Origin of the sequence: Caballeronia sp. ATUFL_F1_KS4A (assembly GCF_023630905.1) — a bacterium.
GTDB lineage: Bacteria > Pseudomonadota > Gammaproteobacteria > Burkholderiales > Burkholderiaceae > Caballeronia > Caballeronia zhejiangensis.
Map to the genome: position 1 here is coordinate 88,503 of NZ_JALQEB010000003.1, position 17,826 is coordinate 106,328.

The following is a 17,826-nucleotide window of genomic DNA, read 5'->3' on the forward strand; positions in this document are numbered from 1 at the left end:
GCTCAATCCCGTGCCTTGCTGAACGGCCCGATATGCTTCGACGGCGCGAGCGCGGTCTGCTGCGGCCCGTTCGACGGATCGTCGATGCCGCCGCCGAGCGCCGACGTCAACGTCGCGTAGGACGCGAGGCGTTGCGCGCGCACGCGCGCCTCGCCGTCCTGCGCCTTGAGCAATTGCGTCTGCGCGATCAGCACGTTCAGATAATCGGTGAGGCCGCGCTTGTAGCCTTCGTTCGCGAGATCGTAGTTCTTGCGCGCGGCGGCGACGGAGCGGCCCGACGCTTCGAGCTGCGTATCGAGCGAATGCACGCGCACGACCTGATCGGCGATGTCCTTGAGCGCGGCGACGAGCGTCGCGTTGTAATGATCGACGGCCTGATCGTATTGCGCCGATGCCGCGCCGAGCTGCGCGCGCAGGCGTCCGCCTTCGAAGATCGGCAGCGAGATCGCGGGGCCGAAGCTGTAGCCGGATGCGTCGCGCGTCAGGAACGAGAGCAGCGCGCCGCCCGCGAACGCCTGCGTCAGCGACGCAGCGAGATTGATGTTCGGATAGAACCCGGCCTTCGCGACATCGATGCCACGCGCTTGCGCCGCCACCATCCAGCGCGCCGCGACGATATCCGGCCGATGTCCGACGAGTTCCGCCGGCAGCGCGGAGGGCAGGGGGAGCGGCGTGGCGAGCGACAGGTCGGGACGCGTGAGCGCTTCGCCCGCGCCGGGGCCGTCGCCGGCGAGCGCCGCCAACTGGTTGCGCGCCAGTTGGATCTCTTCCTTGTAGACATCGACCTGACGTTCGTACTCGGGCAAGGGCGCTTCGGCCTGGCTGACTTCCAGCTGCGTGCCGAGCCCGCCTTTCAAACGTCGCCGCGCGAGATCCGCGATGCGCTCCTGCTGCGCGAGCGTCTGCTCCGCGATATCGAGCAGCGCGAACGACTGCGAAAAGCCGATATACGCGCGCACGACGTTCGTTTCTAGTTCGAGTTGCGCGGCGCGGGCATCGGCGGCCCGAACGTGTGCGACGTCCAGTGCGCGCTCGGCGTTGTTGTCGTCGCGATGCCAGAGATCGAGGTTGTACGACAGCGACAGGCCCGCGGTGTTGTCCCAGGTGGTCGTGTCGGCGTACGTGCCGGGGCCGTAGAAATCGTTGTTGGGCCAGTTCTTGCGGGCGATGCTCATCGAGCCGTCGACGTGCGGCAGCAACTCGGAGCGCGCGACGCCCGCCTGTTGCTGCGCTTCGCGCACGCGCGCCGCGGCCATCGCGAGCGTGGGGCTGCCGGCGGTCGCGCGTGCGATCCACGCGTCGAGTTGCGGGTCGCGATAGGCGCGCCACCATTGCTCGGCGGGCCATTGGGCGTCTGCGTTGGCGGCGCGAATGGCGCTGCCGGCATCGAGCGTCGCCGCGTCCGTGAGGGAATCCTGCGGCGCGATTTTGCCCGTGCTTGCGCATCCACCGATTGTTAATAGTGCTGCAAGAACGGCCGCGCCTGCAGCGCTTCTGGACAGTCGTCCCCGCACGATTCACTCCTAAAATGAATTAGATGCCAAGAAGTGATTATATTTTTGCGAAGATTGTCGAATAACCCGTAAGGATGCAAAGCATTTTTACGAGGGATGTGATAATCGTTGTTGTTACGCGTGTAACAATCCGAGTCACGAACGATTTTTAAGACGGAATTAGCGGCATGGACACGCTCCAGAACATGCGCGTATTTGTGCGGGTCGTGGAAGCGGGCAGCTTCACCGCGGCCGCGCAGCATCTGAACACGACGACGGCTTACGCATCGCGCGCCGTATCCGACCTCGAGGCGCACTTGCGCGCGCGCTTGCTGAACCGGACAACGCGGCGCATCGCGCTCACCGAAGCGGGCGAGCGCTATCTGCAACGCTGCGAGCAAATCCTCGCCTATGTCGATCAGGCGGAAGCCGAGGCCGGCGATGCGCACGCGCGTCCGTCCGGCAAGCTCAAGGTCCATTCGATGACGAGCTTCGGCCAGCACTACGTCGTGCCGATGATCTCGCGCTATCAGCAGCGGCATCCTTCGGTGCAGGTCGATCTGACGCTCGCGCAGCGCGTGCCCGATCTGCTCGACGAAGGCTACGACGTGTCGATCGTGCTCGCTTCCGATCTGCCGGATTCGGGTCTCGTGTCGGCGCGTCTCGGCTCGGTGTACAGCATCGCGTGCGCGTCGCCGGCGTACATCGAGAAGAACGGCGCGCCGCACGTGCTCTCCGATCTCGTGCGCCATACCTGCCTGCATCTGATGACGCCGGTGTTTCCGGCCGACCGCTGGGTTTTCGACGGCCCGAACGGTCAGGAGACGGTGAGTCTCGGGCCGTCCACGTTCACGGTCAACGTCGCCGAGGCGATGGTCGCCGCGATCCGCGAAAGCATGGGCATTGGCGTGCTGCCGACGTCGTCCGCGCTGCCGGGCTTGCGCGCGGGCACGCTCGTGCGCGTGCTGCCGCAATACACGATGCAGGAGTTGAACGTGTACGCGCTCTATCCGTCGCGGCAGTATCTCGATGCCAAGATCCGCACGTGGGTCGAGTTCCTGCGCGAGGCGCTGCCCGACACGCTCGCGGCCGACGCGGAATCGCTCAAGGAATTCGTCGTCGCCTGAACACGGATGAAGCTGCGTTCAGTTACGAAAAAAGCCGCGGCGCAACACTTGCTTACTCACGATTTGTCCGCAGCTTGATACTTTCTGCACTGGTTCTCACGCATCTTTGACCGGGATAAGTCACATGAGTACGCCCCTTTTGCTCGCACTCGCCGCGCTTCTCGTCCTGCTCGCCGTTCCGGCGTCGCGCGATCTGTTCAACGCCATGCGCGCGCAGTCGGAGCGCGAGGCGAAGCGGCGCCTGGTGCCGATCCGTATCGACGACGATCGGCGGCGGCGCTAAACGAACTTCACACGGCCGTCACAGCGAGGCTTCGAGCGGCTCGATGAGTCGCGGCTCATCATTGGTCGCGCGATTCACATCGGCCGATACGCGGTGCCAGACGAAGTGCGACGCCGGCACGCCGTCCGACTTGACGAGCGCCGCGAGATCGTCGGGCGACGCGTCCGGATCGAGCCAGCGGCGCGCGTTTGCCGGCGCGAACACGAGCGGACGCCGGTCATGCACGTCGACGAGTCCTTCGTCCGCCGCCGCCGTCACGATGACGAAGCCCGCGCCGGGCGCGGCAGCGTCGTCGTCGCGCATGATGCTCGTCAGCGCGGCGAGGTACATCGGCTCGCCGTCCGCGCGCTGGATGAAGTAGGGCTGCTTGAAAGGCTTCGCGGCGGGGTCTCCCGGGCGTGGCTCGATACGCCATTCGAACCAGCCATCGGCCGGCACGAGAATGCGCGCCTTCTTCCATAAATGCTTGAAATACGCGCTCGTCGCCGCCGTCTCGACGCGCGCGTTGATGGTCTGCGGCAGCTTCTTCTGAATCGCCCACGGCGGGCAATAGCCCCAATGCACCGCGCGGATGGTTTCGTCGGGATAGACGGCGAGCGGATGCGTGCCGGGCGACAGGTTATAGCCGGGACGCCTGTCGGCGGCATCGACCAGCACGAACGGATTTCTCAGATGCAGACGCTGCGCGTAATGCATCGGCAGTCGGTACTGGCTGATTCGGCCGCACATGGCGTTCCTCCGCAAAGTCCGCGACGTTTCAAATTTCGACGACCTTGTCCCACGCGAAATCCGGATTCTCCCACCGTTGCTCGCGGCGGCTGAAGTAGCCGCGCGGATTGCACACGACGCGCGTGCCGTCCACCTCGTAATCGAACGACGTATGCGTGTGGCCGTGAATCCACAACGACGCGGGCGCGCGCGCGAGCGACGGCAGATGATTCACGAAGCCCGCGGACACGAGATCTTCCGCGTAACGCGGCGCGAGGCTCTGGCGCATCGGCGCGTGGTGCGTGACGACGATCGTTTGCCCTGCGAACGGCTTCGCGAGTTCGCTCTCGAGCCATGCGCGCGACTGTTCGTGCAGCGCGAGGGAATCGTCCGGTGCGAATTCGCGCGGTTCGCCGTCCGGCTCGGGCCACGCGAGTTGAATGAGGCCCTTATAGTCGAGCATCACTTTCGTGCACGCGGCCTTGGCGTTTTCGATTTGCGCATCGCCGGAGCCGAACAGCGCGAAGTCGGTCCACAGCGTCGTGCCAAGCACGCGCCACGCGCCGCGCCGATCCACCAGCGACGCGTTGTTCAGATAGTGCACGTTGTCGACGCTGCGCGCGGCGTCCTGCATTGCCGCTTCCATCGCGCCGAACTCGGCGTCGTAGTATTCGTGATTGCCGGGCACGTAGACGACGGGCACGTCGGAATCGAAATTTTCCGCGGCCCAGCGCAAACCTTCGGCGTGGTTGTGAATGTCGCCAGCCAGCACGACGAGATCGGCCTGTGCATACGGAATCGCCAGCGGCTCGTCGCATTCGAGATGCAGGTCCGACAGCACGCGAATCTTCATGCGATGTTCTCCTTCGCGAGCGTCGCGTTCCAGCGCACGACCTTGCCGGGATTCATCAGGTTGTCCGGATCGAGCGCGGCCTTGATCGTCTGCATGAGACGGACTTCGACCGGCGACTTGTAGTGCATCGCTTCATCCACCTTCAACTGGCCGATGCCGTGCTCCGCGCTGATGCTGCCGCGGTGCCGGTGCACCTGGTCATACACGAGCGCGTTGATCGGCGTCTGGAATTCGCCGAGGAAGCGCTTTGGGTCGACGCCTTCGGGCGCCTGCACGTTGTAGTGCAGGTTGCCGTCGCCGAGATGGCCGAACGTCACCATGCGCACGCCGGGCACTGTCTTCGCGATGATCGCATCGGTTTCCTCGATGAACCGCCCGATGCTCGAAATGGGCACGGCGATGTCATGTTTGATGTTCAGACCTTCCTCGGCCTGCGCGAGCGGAATATGCTCGCGCAGATCCCAGAAAGCCTGCGACTGCGCGAGGTTTTCCGCGACGACGGCATCTTCCACGATGCCCTTCTCGAGCGCTTCTTCCATCAGCCGCTCGAAGAGGGCGCGGGCGTGCTCGTCGCTCTCGCTGTCGGAAAGTTCGAGCAGCACGGTTTGCGCGTGCGGTTCGCCGAACGGATAGCGCAGTTGCGGGAAATGCTTGCCGACGAGCCGCATCGAGAAATCGGACATCAGCTCGAAGCCGGTCAGAAGCGCGCCCGCGTGATGCTGCGCCAGCGAGAGAAAGTCGAGCGCGGCATGCGGCGAAGCGAGCCCGGCCAGCGCCGTGACCTTCGCGACCGGCGCGGGATGCAGCTTCATGACCGCCGCCGTGATGATGCCTAGCGTGCCTTCCGCCCCGATGAAGAGATCGCGCAGATCGTAGCCGGTGTTGTCCTTGCGCAGCCCGCGCAGGCCGTCCCAGATTTCGCCCTGCGGCGTCACGACTTCGAGGCCGAGACACAGCTCGCGCGTGTTGCCATAGCGCAGCACGCCAGTGCCGCCCGCGTTCGTCGAGAGATTGCCGCCGATGGTGCAGCTGCCTTCGGCGGCGAGACTCAACGGGAACAGCCGTTGCGCTTCTTCGGCGCGCGCCTGGATTTCGGCGAGCACGACGCCCGCTTCGACGGTGATCGTGTTGTTATGCGGATCGACGCCGCGCACGCGATTGAGCCGCTTCAGGCTGATGACGGCTTGCGCCCCGCTCGAATCTGGCGTTGCGCCGCCTGCGAGACCGGTGTTGCCGCCCTGCGGCACGATCGCGACGCGATGCTCGCGAGCGATCCGGACCACGGCCGCGACCTGCGCGGTATCGGCGGGCAGCAGCACGGCGCACGCAGTGCCGCGATAGCGCTTGCGCCAGTCGACGAGGTACGGCTCGGTATCGTAGGCGTCGGTCAGGACATGCGATGCACCGAGAGCGTCGGCGCACGCGGCGATGAAAGCTTGAGTGGCGGTCATGGGCAGATGGGCAAAGGATCCGGTAGAGCGTAGTGCACAGTATCGCGCAGGCGAGCGGCGCGCGACCCTCGTCCGAATGGCATAGGCACGCGCGCACGGTGAGGTTTCATGCTACAAAGCATCACGTCCGGGCAGAACGCGGGCGAAAAAAGCGAACGTTTCAGCTTTTTTCCGCACGAGCGTTCAACCGGGCCGCGCGTTTGAAGGGCGCGACGTACGCGAGCGCGCAGACGAAGAACGCGAGGGCGAGCGCTGCTTCCAGCCAGGCGAGCGACGCGGGGAGGCGCGCATCGGTCATGCCGCGCACGATGCCTTCGGCGAAATACAGCAGCACGAGCATCGACGCCCATTGCAGCGTGTAGAGATTTTTGCGCGCGACGCCCGGCAGCGCGCACGCGAGCGGCAGCGCCTTCAGCGCGAGCGCCCATGCGCCCGGACGCAGCGGCGCGAGCCAGAGCTCCCAGACGAGCGCGAGCACGACGAGCGCCACGAGGCTCGCAAGCGCGCCCGATGCGAGCGCGCCGTTGGGACGTGCTGTGGAGGTCGGCGTGGTCATGCGGAACGGGCGCCGCGCACGAGATTGAGCGCGGTGCGTGCGAGCCGTGCGCCGAGCGCGATTGCGAGCGCCTTCTCGTCGGCGGAAATGCCGTGCCGCTGATTTTCGTCGCCGCCCGCGCGGGCGTGATGAGACGCGCCGTAGGGCGTGCCGCCGCTTTGCGTCGTGGTGAGCCGCGATTCGGTGTACGGGATGCCGACGATCATCATGCCGTGGTGCAGCAGCGGCAGCATCATCGAAAGAAGCGTGCTTTCCTGGCCGCCGTGCAGGCTGCCGGTGGACGTGAACACGCTGGCAGGCTTGCCCGAAAGCGCGCCGGACAGCCATTGCGGCGTGGTGCCGTCGAGGAAGTACTTGAGCGGCGCGGCCATGTTGCCGAAGCGCGTAGGCGAGCCGAGCGCGAGGCCGGCGCATTCTTCGAGATCGCGCAATTCGGCGTAGGGCGGTCCGTCGGCGGGAATGTCGGGCTGGGTCGCTTCGCAGACCGTGGAAACCGGCGGCACGGTTCGCACACGCGCCTGCATGCCGGCCACGCTATCGACGCCCTGCGCGATTGCGAGTGCGAGCTCGCGCGTCGCGCCGTGGCGGCTGTAGTAAAGCACGAGGATGTCGTTCATAAGGCTTTTTTAGTGAACGGCTATTATAGGTATTGGGTGATTTTCGTGGCGAGAAGCGGCTTTGCACGCGGGACGCCATGACGGGAGAACGCGTTTGCAGCACGTTTTTATCGATCTCGCGGCGGTCAGGCGTCTCGCCAGTTTTGTCGCGCGGCGCATCGGCGAAGACCGCGTCGCGCAAGTGGCGGGCAGCCTCACGTTCACGAGCGTGTTGTCGCTCGTGCCACTCGCCACGGTCGCGTTCGCGCTCTTCACCGCGTTCCCGATCTTTGGCTCCTTCCAGGCGTCGCTTCAGGACTTCCTCGCGGTGCACCTGATGCCGCCGCAGATCAACGATCAGATCTTCAAGTATCTGAACCAGTTCGCGTCGAAGGCGAAGGGGCTGACGACCGTCGGCATGATCATTCTGTTCGTGACCTCCGTCATGACGATGATGACGGTCGAGTCCGCGTTCAACGTGATCTGGCGCGTGAAGAAGGCGCGCCCGATCGCGCAGCGCGTGCTCGTCTACTGGTCGATCATCACGCTCGGGCCGATTCTCTTCGGCTGCAGCCTGTCGATCTCCTCGTACGTGTTCGCGCATTCGGTCGCGTTCGCGGGCTCGCACAACCTGATGCCGCCGATCGTCGAATGGGCGCTCACAGGCGTCTCGCTGCCGCTCACGGCGCTCGCCTTCACGTTCATCTACGTCTATATGCCGAACTGCAAGGTCGAATGGCGCGATGCGATCGTCGGCGGGCTGATCGCGGCGGTCGCGTTCGAACTCGGCAAGCGCGGCTTCGGCTATTACGTACGGCGCATTCCGACCTACACCGCCGTCTACGGCGCGTTCGCGGCGCTGCCGGTCTTTCTGCTGTGGGTGTATCTGTGCTGGATGTTCGCGCTCATCGGCGCGATGGTCACATCCGCGCTGCCTGCGATTCGCACGGGGCAATATCATCGGCGCGATTTTCCGGGCAGCGATCTGCTCGATGCACTCGAGATCCTCGCGCGGCTCGTCGAGGCGCGGGACGAGGGCAAGCCCGGCTACACGTCCTTGCAGCTTTCGACCCTGGCGCGCTGCGATCTCGATACGTCGACGAGGCTGATCGCGCGGCTCGACGCGCTCGGCTGGATCGGCAGGCTGGAGGATTCGCGCATGCCGCGTTATGTGCTGATCGCCAATCCGAATCAGATCACGGTGACGATGCTCTTCGAGCAGTTCGTGATCGATCGCGCGGAACTCGAATATCAACTGAAGCTGGATGCGGCGCAGGTCGACTGCGGCGCGCTGATGAACGCGCTGGATAACGAGAAGCTGGAAATCACGCTCGGCTCGCTGATCGCGGCACGCGCGTCTGCGCTGACGAGCGCGCGTCCGCGCGAGGTGCCGCGCTCGTCGATGCCGGAGCAGCCGGCCTGAGCCTTCGTTCGACGCATATCAAAGCGAGATTCTGCCGACGCAGATGTCCTTGAACATCACCCAGTCGCCCATCAGGCTGTAGATCGGGTGGCGAAACGTCGCGGGGCGGTTCTTCTCGAAAAAGAAATGGCCGATCCACGCGAAGCCGTAACCGCAGACGACGGCCGCGGGCAGCCAGAGCCAGTCGCCGGTAGCGATCGCCATCGCGAGGCAGCCGATCACGCCCAGCGATCCGATGAAGTGCAGCCTGCGCGACACCAGGTTGCGATGCTCTTCGAGGTAATAGGGATAAAACTCGGCGAAATTCGCGAAATGTTCACCATGTGCGGTGTGCGCCATGACGGCCTCCCTGATGATGCGTGCCGGTGTCTGAAGATTAGCCAGCAAGAATCATTCTGCGACTGCCAGTCGCGCCATGCAAGCAGCCACGGCGGGCTTGCGCGGCCCGCCGCACGCGCGTTTTCAGGCCGACGGCGCTTTCGCGCTGGCGCACGCGAGCGCGAAAGCGAACAGCGCATCGAGCGTCGCGTCGGGCTGCTCGGTCATGATCGCGTGGCCCGCATCGAGTTCCACGGTCTTCAAGGACGCGCCGGCTTTCCTGAAGGCATCGACGAGCGGACGGGCAGCGCGCGGCGGCGTCATCAGGTCGCGCTTGCCGCTCACGATGCACACCGGGCAACGCACGGCGGCCGCGCGTTCGAGCGCGTCGGCGTAGGTGTTGCAAGCGCTGAAATCGGTGTGAAAAAGCAGCGCTTCGCCGCGCAGGCTCACGCGTTCCATGAGCCGCTGATTCACGCCTTGCAGCCAGAAGCCCGGCGCGGGACTCGACGGCTTCGCGGCGATCGTCGAATGCGACCATTGGTTGACCATCGCGATGGCTTCGGGCTCGTGCTCGCGTGCGGCGTCGAGCAGCGTATCGGAGACGGCCATCGGCGCGGCCGTCGCGAGCAGGGCGAGACCCGCCGCGCGGTCGGGATAGCGGCCAGCGGCATCGAGTGCGATCAGCGAGCCCATGCTGTGGCCGACGAAGAGCGCTTGCTGCACGCCGGCCGCGTCGAGCACGGCGATGACCCAGTCGGCGAACTCGCCGATGGTCGAAAGCGCGGGACCGGCGCTTCTTCCGTGACTCGGCAGATCGAGCGCCAGCACGCCGAAACCGTGATGCGCGAAATAGCGCGTCTGCAAGGCCCAGACGCTGTGATCGTGTTCCGCGCCGTGAATGAACACGACGGCGGGGCGCGTCGCGTCGAGAGGCTTGCCGCCGGTGTAGGCATAGGCCGCGCGGCCGTGGACGTCGAGGATCATGCGCGGCTCCCGAGCGGCGCGGCGGCGCTCGCGTCCGGAGCGCTTTCTGCCGCTTTCTGCGCGGCTTTCAGCGCGCGCTTGAGATCGTCGATGAGATCGTCGGGATCTTCCAGTCCGATCGACAGACGGATGCGCCCCGGCCCGATGCCCGCAGCTTCGAGCGCGGCGGCATCCATGCGGAAGTGCGTCGTCGATGCGGGATGAATCACGAGCGAGCGCGCATCGCCGACGTTCGCGAGATGTGAAAACAGCGTGAGCGTTTCGATGAACTTGCGCGCCGCCGGCACGCCGCCCTTCAGATCGAAGCTGAAGACCGCGCCGGCGCCGCGCGGCAAGAGACGTCCGGCGAGCGCGTGATCGCGATGCGTCGGCAGTTCGGGATAGGCCACGCCTTCCACTGCCGGCGAACTCAGCAGGAACTCGATCACCTTGCGCGTGTTCGCGACATGCCGATCCATGCGTAGCGGCAAGGTTTCGATGCCTTGCAGCAGTTGCCACGCCGCCTGCGGATGCAGACACGCGCCGAAATCGCGCAAGCCTTCGCGCCGCGCGCGCAACAGGAACGGCGCGACGGTGCTCTCTTCGGCGAACACCATGCCGTGAAAGCCGTCGTAAGGCTCGGTGAACTCGGGGAAGCGTCCGCTCGCGGTGAAATCGAACGTGCCGCCGTCGACGAGCACGCCGCCGATCGTCGTCCCATGTCCGCCGAGAAACTTGGTCGCGGAGTGATAGACGAGATCCGCGCCGTGCTCGAACGGACGCAGCAGATACGGCGTCGTGAACGTGGAATCGACGAGCAGCGGCACGGCGTGCTCGTGCGCAATTTCCGCGACGCCCGCAATGTCGAGCACGTCGAGCCCCGGATTGCCGAGCGTTTCGCCGAAGAAAAGCCGCGTGTTCGGCCGTGCCGCCGCGCGCCATGCATCGAGATCGTGCGGCTTCACGAATGTCGTCTCGATGCCGAAGCGCCGCAGCGTGTAATGCAGCAGATTGTGCGAGCCGCCGTAGAGCGCGCTGGACGCGACGATGTGCGAGCCCGCGCCCATCAGCGTCGCGATCGCGAGATGCAGCGCGGCCTGGCCGCTCGCCGTGCCGATGGCGCCGACGCCGCCTTCGAGCGCCGCGACGCGCTCCTCGAACACCGCGACGGTCGGATTCGAGATGCGCGAGTACACGTGCCCCGAGCGCTCCATGTTGAAGAGCGCGGCGGCGTGATCGCTGTCGCGAAAGGTGAACGACGTCGTCTGATAAATCGGCGTCGCGCGCGCGCCGGTGACGGGATCGGGCGCGGCGCCCGCGTGCAGCGCGAGCGTGTCGAAACGGTTGGCTGGCATCATAGGCGGCCGGCGCGCGAGACGGCCGGCGTGCGGCGAAAATGAGGGTCAATCATCCTAACATCGGATGCGCGCGCCCAAACCTAGGGCGAACGCGCGGCCTTCGATCGCGCAAAGCCTTGTCCGTTCGGCCAATGCGGGCGAACCGTCGTCCCGTTCGCTTTCCTTTTGCGGGCCTTTCCGATAGCATCGGCCTATGGTTTCATCATCGTTCGGCCAATCGAACAGGCATTTCGCTAGGAGACAGTCATGCGAGTCAGCGACATTCTGAAAGTTAAGGGCAACACGCTGTTCACCGTGACACCGGACACGCCGCTCTCCGACGCAATCGACACGATGGCCGCGCACGATATCGGCTCTCTCGTCGTCATGGAGTACGGCGATCTGGTCGGCATGCTGACTTTCCGCGAAATCATCCTGACGTTGCACAACAATGGCGGCTCGGTCGGCGCGACGACCATCCGCAGGGTCATGGACGACCATCCGCTCACCTGCACGCCCGAAACGGACGTAAACGAAGTGCGCCGCATGATGCTCGAACATCACGTGCGCTATCTGCCGGTCATGGAAAAGCGTCAGTTGATGGGCGTCATCTCGTTTTATGACGTCGCCAAGGCGGTCGTCGAAGAGCAGGGCTTCGAAAATCGCATGCTGAAGGCGTATATCCGCGACTGGCCGGAGCAGCAGGAAGAAGCACGCTGAGCATGTCGATGTCGCGAGGCGTCGCGCTTCGCGTGCATCGGACCCACCGAAGCGCGCCCTCATGGCGCGCTTTTTTACGTCTGGCCCAAGTGGGAGGGTTAGCATTTCGCCCGGTTTCCCTTCCATTCGGATTCGACCGCGGACATTGCGCGATCAACGCCGAACTCAACTATTGCGCAAGACATGAGTGACAAACCGCTGCGCGCCTCGCCGCGCGCTTCCCGACGTTCCCAAGCCGAAGGCGACGGCCAGTTTCGCCTGTTGCGCGAGCGCCGTTTCGCGCCGTTCTTCTGGACGCAGTTCCTCGGCGCAATGAACGACAACGTCTTCAAGGTCGGCTTCACGTCGCTCGTGACGTTTCAGGCCGCGCGCTTCTCCGGCGTCGATCCGAAGACCGCCGCGTTTCTCATTTCCGCGATTTTCATCGTGCCGTTCTTGCTGTTCTCCGCGACGTCCGGCCAGATCGCCGACAAGTACGACAAGGCCGTGCTCGCGCGGCTCGTGAAGAGCTTCGAGATCGTCGTGATGCTGATCGGCGGCGCGGGTTTTCTGCTGCACAGCGCGCCGCTGCTTTACGTGTGCACGTTTTTGATGGGCGTGCATTCGACCGTCTTCGGCCCCGTGAAATACGCGTATCTGCCGCAGCATCTCGATTCGCATGAACTCGTCGGCGGCAACGGACTCGTCGAGATGGGCACCTTCGTCGCGATCCTGATCGGCACGATCATCGGCGGGGCGGCGGCGGGCGCGTCGGAACACGGCGCGATGCTCCTCGCGATCGCGTGCATCGCGTTCGCGATCGTCGGGCGCGTAGCGTCGGCGTTCGTGCCGAAGTCGGATGCATCGCAGCCGGACTTGCGCATCAACTGGAATCCGGTCTCGGAGACATGGCGCAATCTGAAGCTCGCGAAGCAGGACCGCACGGTGTTTCTGAGCCTGCTCGGCATTTCGTGGCTGTGGTTCGTCGGCGCAACCTTTCTCACATCGTTCTTCAATTTCGCGAAGGACGTGCTTTCCGCCGATCCCGACGTCGTGACCATCCTTCTCGCGACGTTTTCCATCGGCATCGGCACGGGATCGCTACTCTGCGAGCGGCTTTCGAAGCGGCGCGTCGAGATCGGGCTCGTGCCGCTCGGCTCGATCGGCATCAGCGTGTTCGCGATCGATTTGTTCTTCGCGAGCCATCGCATCGCGCCGGCCGGGCATCTGCTCAACGTCGGCGAATTCCTGATGACGCTGCCGCACTGGCGCATTCTCGCGGATCTCTTTCTGCTCGCCATGTTCGGCGGCTTCTACAGCGTGCCGCTCTACGCGCTGATCCAGGCGCGCAGTCAGCCGACTCATCGCGCGCGCATCATCGCGGCGAACAACATCCTCAATTCGTTTTTCATGATCGTGTCGGCGCTGATGGCGCTCGCGCTTACGTCGTTGGGCGTCGGCATTCCGGGACTCTTTCTGACGACCGCGCTGCTCAACGTCGTCGTCGCGGTCTATATCTATTCGCTGGTGCCGGAGTTCTTGCTGCGCTTCATCGCGTGGATTCTCGTGCACACGTTCTATCGGATCCGTCTCGTCGACGCCGAGCGCATCCCGGCGCATGGCGCGGCCGTGCTCGTGTGCAATCACGTGAGCTTCGTCGATGCGGTCGTCATCATGGCCGAAAGTCCGCGGCCGATTCGCTTCGTGATGGATCACCGCATCTTTCGCACGCCGTTCGTCGGCTGGATGTTCCGGCATGTGAAGGCGATTCCGATCGCGCCCGCACACGAAGACGCCGACATGCTCGAACGCGCGTACGCCGCCTGCACGCGGGCTTTGGATGACGGCGATCTCGTCTGCATCTTTCCCGAAGGCAAGCTGACGCGCACGGGGGATATCAATCCGTTCCGGCACGGCATCTCGGAGATTCTGCGGCGCCATCCGGCGCCCGTCGTGCCGATGGCGCTGCGCGGTCTGTGGGGCAGCGTGTTCTCGCGCCACGAAGATGCGCAATGGCCGCGTCCGATCCAGCGTGGGGCGATGACGCGGCTGACGCTCGCGGTCGGCGAACCGATCGCGCCAGAGGACGCGACGCCTGCGCATCTGCAGGAAGCCGTGTCGGTCTTGCGCGGCGCGCGGCGGTAGACGGCGCTGGCATAATAGCGGTTTCCCCGACACTTTTTTTCAGGTCGACGCTCATGTCCGGCAATACCCTTGGCACGCTCTTCACCGTCACGAATTTCGGCGAGTCGCACGGTCCGGCGATCGGCTGCGTGATCGATGGTTGCCCGCCGGGCATGGCGCTCAGCGAAGCCGATATTCAGATCGAACTCGACCGGCGCCGCCCCGGCACGTCGCGTCACGTCACGCAGCGGCAGGAAGCGGATCAGGTCGAGATTCTTTCCGGCGTGTTCGAGGGCGTGACGACCGGCACGCCGATCGCGCTCCTGATCCGCAATACCGATCAGCGCAGCAAGGACTACGGCAACATCGCGCAGACCTTCCGTCCCGGTCACGCGGACTACACCTATTGGCAGAAGTACGGCGTGCGCGACTATCGCGGCGGTGGCCGGTCATCGGCGCGGCTGACCGCGCCGACCGTCGCCGCCGGCGCGGTTGCGAAGAAGTGGTTGCGTGAGAAGTTCGGTCTCGAAACGCACGGCCGCATGAGCGCGCTCGGGGAAATCGACATTCCGTTCGTCGACTGGCGCCACGTGCCCGAGAATCCGTTTTTCTCGGCGAACGAAGCAATCGTGCCGCAGCTCGAGGAATACATGGACAACCTGCGTCGCGACGGCGATTCGGTCGGTGCGCGCATCGAAGTCGTCGCGACGGGCGTGCCGGTCGGTCTCGGCGAGCCGCTTTACGATCGCCTGGACGCCGATATCGCCCACGCGATGATGGGCCTGAACGCCGTGAAGGCCGTCGAGATCGGCGCGGGCTTCGCGAGCGTCGCGCAACGCGGCTCGCAGCACGGCGACGAAATGACGCCCGAAGGCTTCGCGACGAACAATGCGGGCGGCATCCTCGGCGGCATTTCGAGCGGGCAGGACATCACGGTGTCGATCGCCATCAAGCCGACGTCGAGCATCCGCACGCCGCGTCAGTCGATCGACAAGGACGGCGCCAGTGCGACGGTCGAGACCTTCGGCCGTCACGATCCGTGCGTCGGCATCCGCGCGACGCCGATCGCCGAAGCGCTGCTCGCGCTGGTGCTGATGGATCACGCGCTGCGGCATCGTGCGCAATGCGGCGATGTGGTCGTCGGAACGCCGAAGATCGCGGCTCAAGCGCCGTCGAAATAAAAGAAAAGGGCGCCGATTTGGCGCCCTTTGTCGTTTCAGACCTCACATGTTCGGATAGTTCGGCCCGCCGCCGCCTTCCGGCGTAACCCAGACGATGTTCTGCGTCGGATCCTTAATGTCGCAGGTCTTGCAATGCACGCAGTTCTGCGCGTTGATCTGCAGGCGCTCGTTGCCGTCGTCCGACTTGACGAACTCGTACACGGCGGCGGGGCAGTAGCGGCTTTCAGGACCGGCATACGTGCGCAGGTTCACGTTGACCGGCACGCTCGGATCCTTGAGCGTCAGATGCGGGGGCTGATTCTCTTCGTGGTTCGTGTTCGAGATGAACACCGACGAGAGACGGTCGAACGTGAGCTTGCCGTCCGGCTTCGGATAGACGATCGGCTTGCATTGCGACGCCGGCTTCAGCATCTCGTGATCCCAGTGCTGATGATGCAGCGTCCACGGCACGTTGCCGCCCATCACCTTTTGCTCCAGACCGACCATGAACGTGCCGAGGTACAGACCCTTGCTCATCCACTGCTTGAAGTTGCGCGCGCGGTAGAGTTCGGTCTTGAGCCACGAACTGTCGAACGCTTCGGAATAGGCCGTGAGTTCGTCGTTCTGGCGGCCCGCCTGAACGGCTTCGAACGCGGCTTCGGCGGCCATCTTGCCGGACTTGATCGCCGCGTGGCTGCCCTTGATGCGCGATGCGTTGAGAAAACCCGCGTCGTCGCCGGCAAGCGCGCCGCCCGGGAACGCGAGCTTCGGCAGCGACATCAGGCCGCCGGCGGTGATCGCGCGCGCGCCGTAGGAAATGCGCTTGCCGCCTTCGAGGAACGCGCGGATCGACGGATGCGTCTTGTAGCGCTGGAATTCCTCGAATGGCGACAGATACGGATTCGAATACCCGAGCCCGACGACGAAGCCGACCACCACCTGATTGTTGTCCATGTGGTAGAGGAACGAACCGCCGTAGGTGTCGGGTTCCAGCGGCCAGCCGGCCGTGTGGATCACGAGACCGGGCTTGTGCTTGACCGGGTCGATTTCCCACAATTCCTTGATGCCGATGCCGTACACCTGCGGATCGGCATTCTTGTTGAGCTTGAATTTCTCGATGAGCTGACGGCCCAGATGCCCGCGCGCGCCTTCGCAGAAAAGCGTGTATTTCGCGTGCAGTTCCATGCCGAGCTGAAAATTCTCCGTCGGCTCGCCGTCCTTGCCGACACCCATGTTGCCGGTGACGACGCCGCGCACCGAACCGTCGTCCGCATACAAGACTTCGGCGGCCGGAAAGCCCGGGAAGATCTCGACGCCCACGGCCTCGGCCTGCTGGCCGAGCCAGCGCGTGACGTTGGCGAGCGATATGACGTAATTGCCGTGATTCTTGAAATTGTCGGGGAGAAGCCAGTTCGGCACCTGCTTCGCGTCGTTTTGCGACAGGAACAGGAACCGGTCTTCGGTCACTTCGACGTCGAGCGGCGCGCCTTTTTCCTTCCAGTCGGGAATGAGCTCGGACAGGCCGCGCGGATCCATGACCGCGCCGGACAGGATGTGCGCGCCGATCTCGGAGCCTTTCTCCAGGACGCACACGCCGATCTCGACGCCTTTTTCTTCCGCCAGTTGCTTCAACCGGATGGCCGCCGACAAACCGGCTGGTCCGCCGCCGACGATCACGACGTCGTATTCCATCGATTCGCGGGGACCGTATTGCTCGATGAGGCTCGCCGGGGTCATCAATGCTCCTATGTGCCGTTAGAATGCCCTTTCGGGATCGCGTATTTTCAGGGAAGGTGAAGCGGGCCGCAACCAAAGCTCGCTAATTTAGCACGATCGTACTATTATTCACGACACCCGCGCTATCGGTGTTGACGCTTATTGCCCGCATCGGCGCGCCGCGTGCCTGCCCGGGCTGAGCCAACCATAAAAAGGGAAGCACAATGGGCCGTTCGATCAACCTGGAAGGCAAGGTCGCGCTGATTACCGGCGCGTCCAGCGGTTTGGGCAAGCGTTTCGCGCAAGTGCTGTCGCAGGCGGGCGCCAAAGTGGTGCTCGCCAGCCGGCGCACGGAGCGCCTGAAGGAGCTGCGCGCCGAAATCGAGGCGTCGGGCGGCGCCGCGCACGTCGTTTCGCTCGACGTCACCGATTACCAGAGCATCAAAGCGGCGATCGCGCATGCGGAGACCGAAGCGGGTACCATCGACATCCTCGTGAATAACTCGGGCGTGTCGACCACGCAAAAGCTGACGGAAGTGACGCCCGCGGACTACGAATTCGTGTTCGGCACGAACGTGCGCGGCGCGTTTTTCGTCGCGCAAGAGGTCGCCAAGCGCATGATCATGCGCGGCAACAGCAACAGCGCGGCCAAGCCGGCCTATCGCATCATCAACGTGGCGTCGGTGGCAGGCTTGCGGGTGTTTCCGCAGATCGGCCTCTACTCGATGAGCAAGGCCGCCGTCGTGCAGATGACAAAGGCGATGGCGCTCGAATGGGGCCGACACGGCATCAACGTCAACGCGATCTGCCCGGGTTATATCGATACCGAGATCAACCACCACCACTGGAAGACCGAGCAGGGGCAAAAGCTCATTTCGTTGCTGCCGCGCCGCCGCGTGGGCTCGCCAAACGATCTCGACGGTCTTTTGCTGCTGCTCGCCGCCGACGAATCGCAGTTCATGAACGGCTCGGTCATCTCGGCGGACGACGGTTTTTCGCTTTGAACTTTTTAGCGC

At 64.5% G+C, this 17,826-nt stretch carries 17 protein-coding genes; 7 read left to right on the forward strand and 10 right to left on the reverse strand.

The window, feature by feature from the left end; genetic code table 11:
- Positions 1–2: 2 nt before the first annotated feature.
- Positions 3–1,514 carry an efflux transporter outer membrane subunit gene (locus tag NCS03_RS05930; RefSeq protein ID WP_250528919.1) on the reverse strand — a complete coding sequence of 504 codons (1,512 nt, stop codon included), beginning with the start codon at positions 1,512–1,514 and terminating at the stop codon, positions 3–5.
- Between the two features lie 167 nt (positions 1,515–1,681).
- Here NCS03_RS05930 and NCS03_RS05935 point away from each other — a divergent pair, with 167 nt between their 5' ends.
- Together NCS03_RS05935 and NCS03_RS05940 are read left to right on the forward strand one after the other, a co-directional pair.
- A complete protein-coding gene (locus NCS03_RS05935) occupies positions 1,682–2,620 on the forward strand; it encodes a LysR family transcriptional regulator (protein WP_008350353.1) in 939 nt (312 codons plus the stop codon).
- 124 nt (positions 2,621–2,744) lie between these two features.
- Positions 2,745–2,903, forward strand: coding sequence for a hypothetical protein (locus tag NCS03_RS05940; protein ID WP_250528920.1), 159 nt, complete (start codon positions 2,745–2,747; stop codon positions 2,901–2,903).
- An 18-nt stretch (positions 2,904–2,921) separates the two neighbouring features.
- Here NCS03_RS05940 and NCS03_RS05945 read toward each other — a convergent pair whose 3' ends face one another.
- From NCS03_RS05945 to wrbA, 5 genes are all read right to left on the reverse strand, one after another.
- Positions 2,922–3,632 carry an SOS response-associated peptidase gene (locus tag NCS03_RS05945; RefSeq protein ID WP_008350351.1) on the reverse strand — a complete coding sequence of 237 codons (711 nt, stop codon included), beginning with the start codon at positions 3,630–3,632 and terminating at the stop codon, positions 2,922–2,924.
- Positions 3,633–3,660: 28 nt separating this feature from the next.
- A complete protein-coding gene (locus NCS03_RS05950; RefSeq protein ID WP_244807930.1) occupies positions 3,661–4,464 on the reverse strand; it encodes a metallophosphoesterase in 804 nt (267 codons plus the stop codon).
- Positions 4,461–5,915 (reverse strand): FAD-binding oxidoreductase, encoded by a 1,455-nt coding sequence (locus NCS03_RS05955; RefSeq protein WP_250434505.1) that lies wholly within the window; start codon positions 5,913–5,915, stop codon positions 4,461–4,463. The genes NCS03_RS05950 and NCS03_RS05955 overlap by 4 nt, the downstream gene beginning before the upstream one ends.
- 160 nt (positions 5,916–6,075) lie before the next feature.
- Positions 6,076–6,471 carry a DUF2069 domain-containing protein gene (locus NCS03_RS05960; RefSeq protein ID WP_034472069.1) on the reverse strand — a complete coding sequence of 132 codons (396 nt, stop codon included), beginning with the start codon at positions 6,469–6,471 and terminating at the stop codon, positions 6,076–6,078.
- Entirely contained in the window at positions 6,468–7,088 is a 621-nt protein-coding gene (gene wrbA, locus NCS03_RS05965) for an NAD(P)H:quinone oxidoreductase (protein ID WP_034472067.1), read from the reverse strand. The genes NCS03_RS05960 and wrbA overlap by 4 nt, the downstream gene beginning before the upstream one ends.
- Before the next feature lie 94 nt (positions 7,089–7,182).
- Here wrbA and NCS03_RS05970 point away from each other — a divergent pair, with 94 nt between their 5' ends.
- Positions 7,183–8,490, forward strand: a complete 1,308-nt coding sequence (locus NCS03_RS05970; protein ID WP_250528921.1) for a YihY family inner membrane protein — start codon at positions 7,183–7,185, stop codon at positions 8,488–8,490.
- 18 nt (positions 8,491–8,508) lie between these two features.
- Here NCS03_RS05970 and NCS03_RS05975 read toward each other — a convergent pair whose 3' ends face one another.
- The 3 genes from NCS03_RS05975 to NCS03_RS05985 all read right to left on the reverse strand — a co-directional run bounded on the left by NCS03_RS05975 (position 8,509) and on the right by NCS03_RS05985 (position 11,129).
- Positions 8,509–8,829 carry an Mpo1-like protein gene (locus NCS03_RS05975; RefSeq protein ID WP_008350338.1) on the reverse strand — a complete coding sequence of 107 codons (321 nt, stop codon included), beginning with the start codon at positions 8,827–8,829 and terminating at the stop codon, positions 8,509–8,511.
- Positions 8,830–8,952: 123 nt separating this feature from the next.
- Positions 8,953–9,795, reverse strand: coding sequence for an alpha/beta fold hydrolase (locus NCS03_RS05980; RefSeq protein WP_244807934.1), 843 nt, complete (start codon positions 9,793–9,795; stop codon positions 8,953–8,955).
- Positions 9,792–11,129 carry an O-acetylhomoserine aminocarboxypropyltransferase gene (locus NCS03_RS05985; protein ID WP_033537221.1) on the reverse strand — a complete coding sequence of 446 codons (1,338 nt, stop codon included), beginning with the start codon at positions 11,127–11,129 and terminating at the stop codon, positions 9,792–9,794. Before NCS03_RS05985 ends, NCS03_RS05980 begins: the two co-directional genes overlap by 4 nt.
- Before the next feature lie 249 nt (positions 11,130–11,378).
- On the opposite strand from NCS03_RS05985, the gene NCS03_RS05990 reads away from it, so the two are divergent.
- From NCS03_RS05990 to aroC, 3 genes are all read left to right on the forward strand, one after another.
- Positions 11,379–11,831 carry a CBS domain-containing protein gene (locus NCS03_RS05990; protein ID WP_250528922.1) on the forward strand — a complete coding sequence of 151 codons (453 nt, stop codon included), beginning with the start codon at positions 11,379–11,381 and terminating at the stop codon, positions 11,829–11,831.
- A gap of 183 nt (positions 11,832–12,014) precedes the next feature.
- On the forward strand, positions 12,015–13,955 hold the full coding sequence (locus NCS03_RS05995; RefSeq protein WP_250528923.1) for an MFS transporter: 1,941 nt from the start codon (positions 12,015–12,017) through the stop codon (positions 13,953–13,955).
- A 53-nt stretch (positions 13,956–14,008) separates the two neighbouring features.
- Positions 14,009–15,115 (forward strand): chorismate synthase, encoded by a 1,107-nt coding sequence (aroC, locus tag NCS03_RS06000; protein ID WP_034472056.1) that lies wholly within the window; start codon positions 14,009–14,011, stop codon positions 15,113–15,115.
- 42 nt (positions 15,116–15,157) lie between these two features.
- On the opposite strand, the gene NCS03_RS06005 is transcribed toward aroC, so the two are convergent.
- The gene (locus tag NCS03_RS06005; RefSeq protein WP_250528924.1) at positions 15,158–16,831 is read right to left on the reverse strand and encodes an electron transfer flavoprotein-ubiquinone oxidoreductase; all 1,674 of its coding nucleotides are present in this window, start codon (positions 16,829–16,831) and stop codon (positions 15,158–15,160) included.
- A 203-nt stretch (positions 16,832–17,034) separates the two neighbouring features.
- Between NCS03_RS06005 and NCS03_RS06010 the strand changes: the two genes are divergently transcribed.
- Positions 17,035–17,814, forward strand: a complete 780-nt coding sequence (locus tag NCS03_RS06010; RefSeq protein ID WP_008350325.1) for an SDR family oxidoreductase — start codon at positions 17,035–17,037, stop codon at positions 17,812–17,814.
- Positions 17,815–17,826 lie beyond the last annotated feature (12 nt).

Excerpts from the sequence above, each read along its gene's own strand:
- NCS03_RS05975 (WP_008350338.1), bottom strand. The coding sequence starts at position 8,829 with ATGGCGCACACCGCACATGGTGAACATTTCGCGAATTTCGCCGAGTTT.
- NCS03_RS06010 (WP_008350325.1), top strand. The coding sequence starts at position 17,035 with ATGGGCCGTTCGATCAACCTGGAAGGCAAGGTCGCGCTGATTACCGGC.
- wrbA (WP_034472067.1), bottom strand. The coding sequence starts at position 7,088 with ATGAACGACATCCTCGTGCTTTACTACAGCCGCCACGGCGCGACGCGC.
- aroC (WP_034472056.1), top strand. The coding sequence starts at position 14,009 with ATGTCCGGCAATACCCTTGGCACGCTCTTCACCGTCACGAATTTCGGC.
- NCS03_RS05990 (WP_250528922.1), top strand. The coding sequence starts at position 11,379 with ATGCGAGTCAGCGACATTCTGAAAGTTAAGGGCAACACGCTGTTCACC.
- NCS03_RS05955 (WP_250434505.1), bottom strand. The coding sequence starts at position 5,915 with ATGACCGCCACTCAAGCTTTCATCGCCGCGTGCGCCGACGCTCTCGGT.
- NCS03_RS06005 (WP_250528924.1), bottom strand. The coding sequence starts at position 16,831 with ATGACCCCGGCGAGCCTCATCGAGCAATACGGTCCCCGCGAATCGATG.
- NCS03_RS05940 (WP_250528920.1), top strand. The coding sequence starts at position 2,745 with ATGAGTACGCCCCTTTTGCTCGCACTCGCCGCGCTTCTCGTCCTGCTC.
- NCS03_RS05960 (WP_034472069.1), bottom strand. The coding sequence starts at position 6,471 with ATGACCACGCCGACCTCCACAGCACGTCCCAACGGCGCGCTCGCATCG.
- NCS03_RS05980 (WP_244807934.1), bottom strand. The coding sequence starts at position 9,795 with ATGATCCTCGACGTCCACGGCCGCGCGGCCTATGCCTACACCGGCGGC.
- NCS03_RS05985 (WP_033537221.1), bottom strand. The coding sequence starts at position 11,129 with ATGCCAGCCAACCGTTTCGACACGCTCGCGCTGCACGCGGGCGCCGCG.
- NCS03_RS05935 (WP_008350353.1), top strand. The coding sequence starts at position 1,682 with ATGGACACGCTCCAGAACATGCGCGTATTTGTGCGGGTCGTGGAAGCG.
- NCS03_RS05945 (WP_008350351.1), bottom strand. The coding sequence starts at position 3,632 with ATGTGCGGCCGAATCAGCCAGTACCGACTGCCGATGCATTACGCGCAG.
- NCS03_RS05995 (WP_250528923.1), top strand. The coding sequence starts at position 12,015 with ATGAGTGACAAACCGCTGCGCGCCTCGCCGCGCGCTTCCCGACGTTCC.
- NCS03_RS05950 (WP_244807930.1), bottom strand. The coding sequence starts at position 4,464 with ATGAAGATTCGCGTGCTGTCGGACCTGCATCTCGAATGCGACGAGCCG.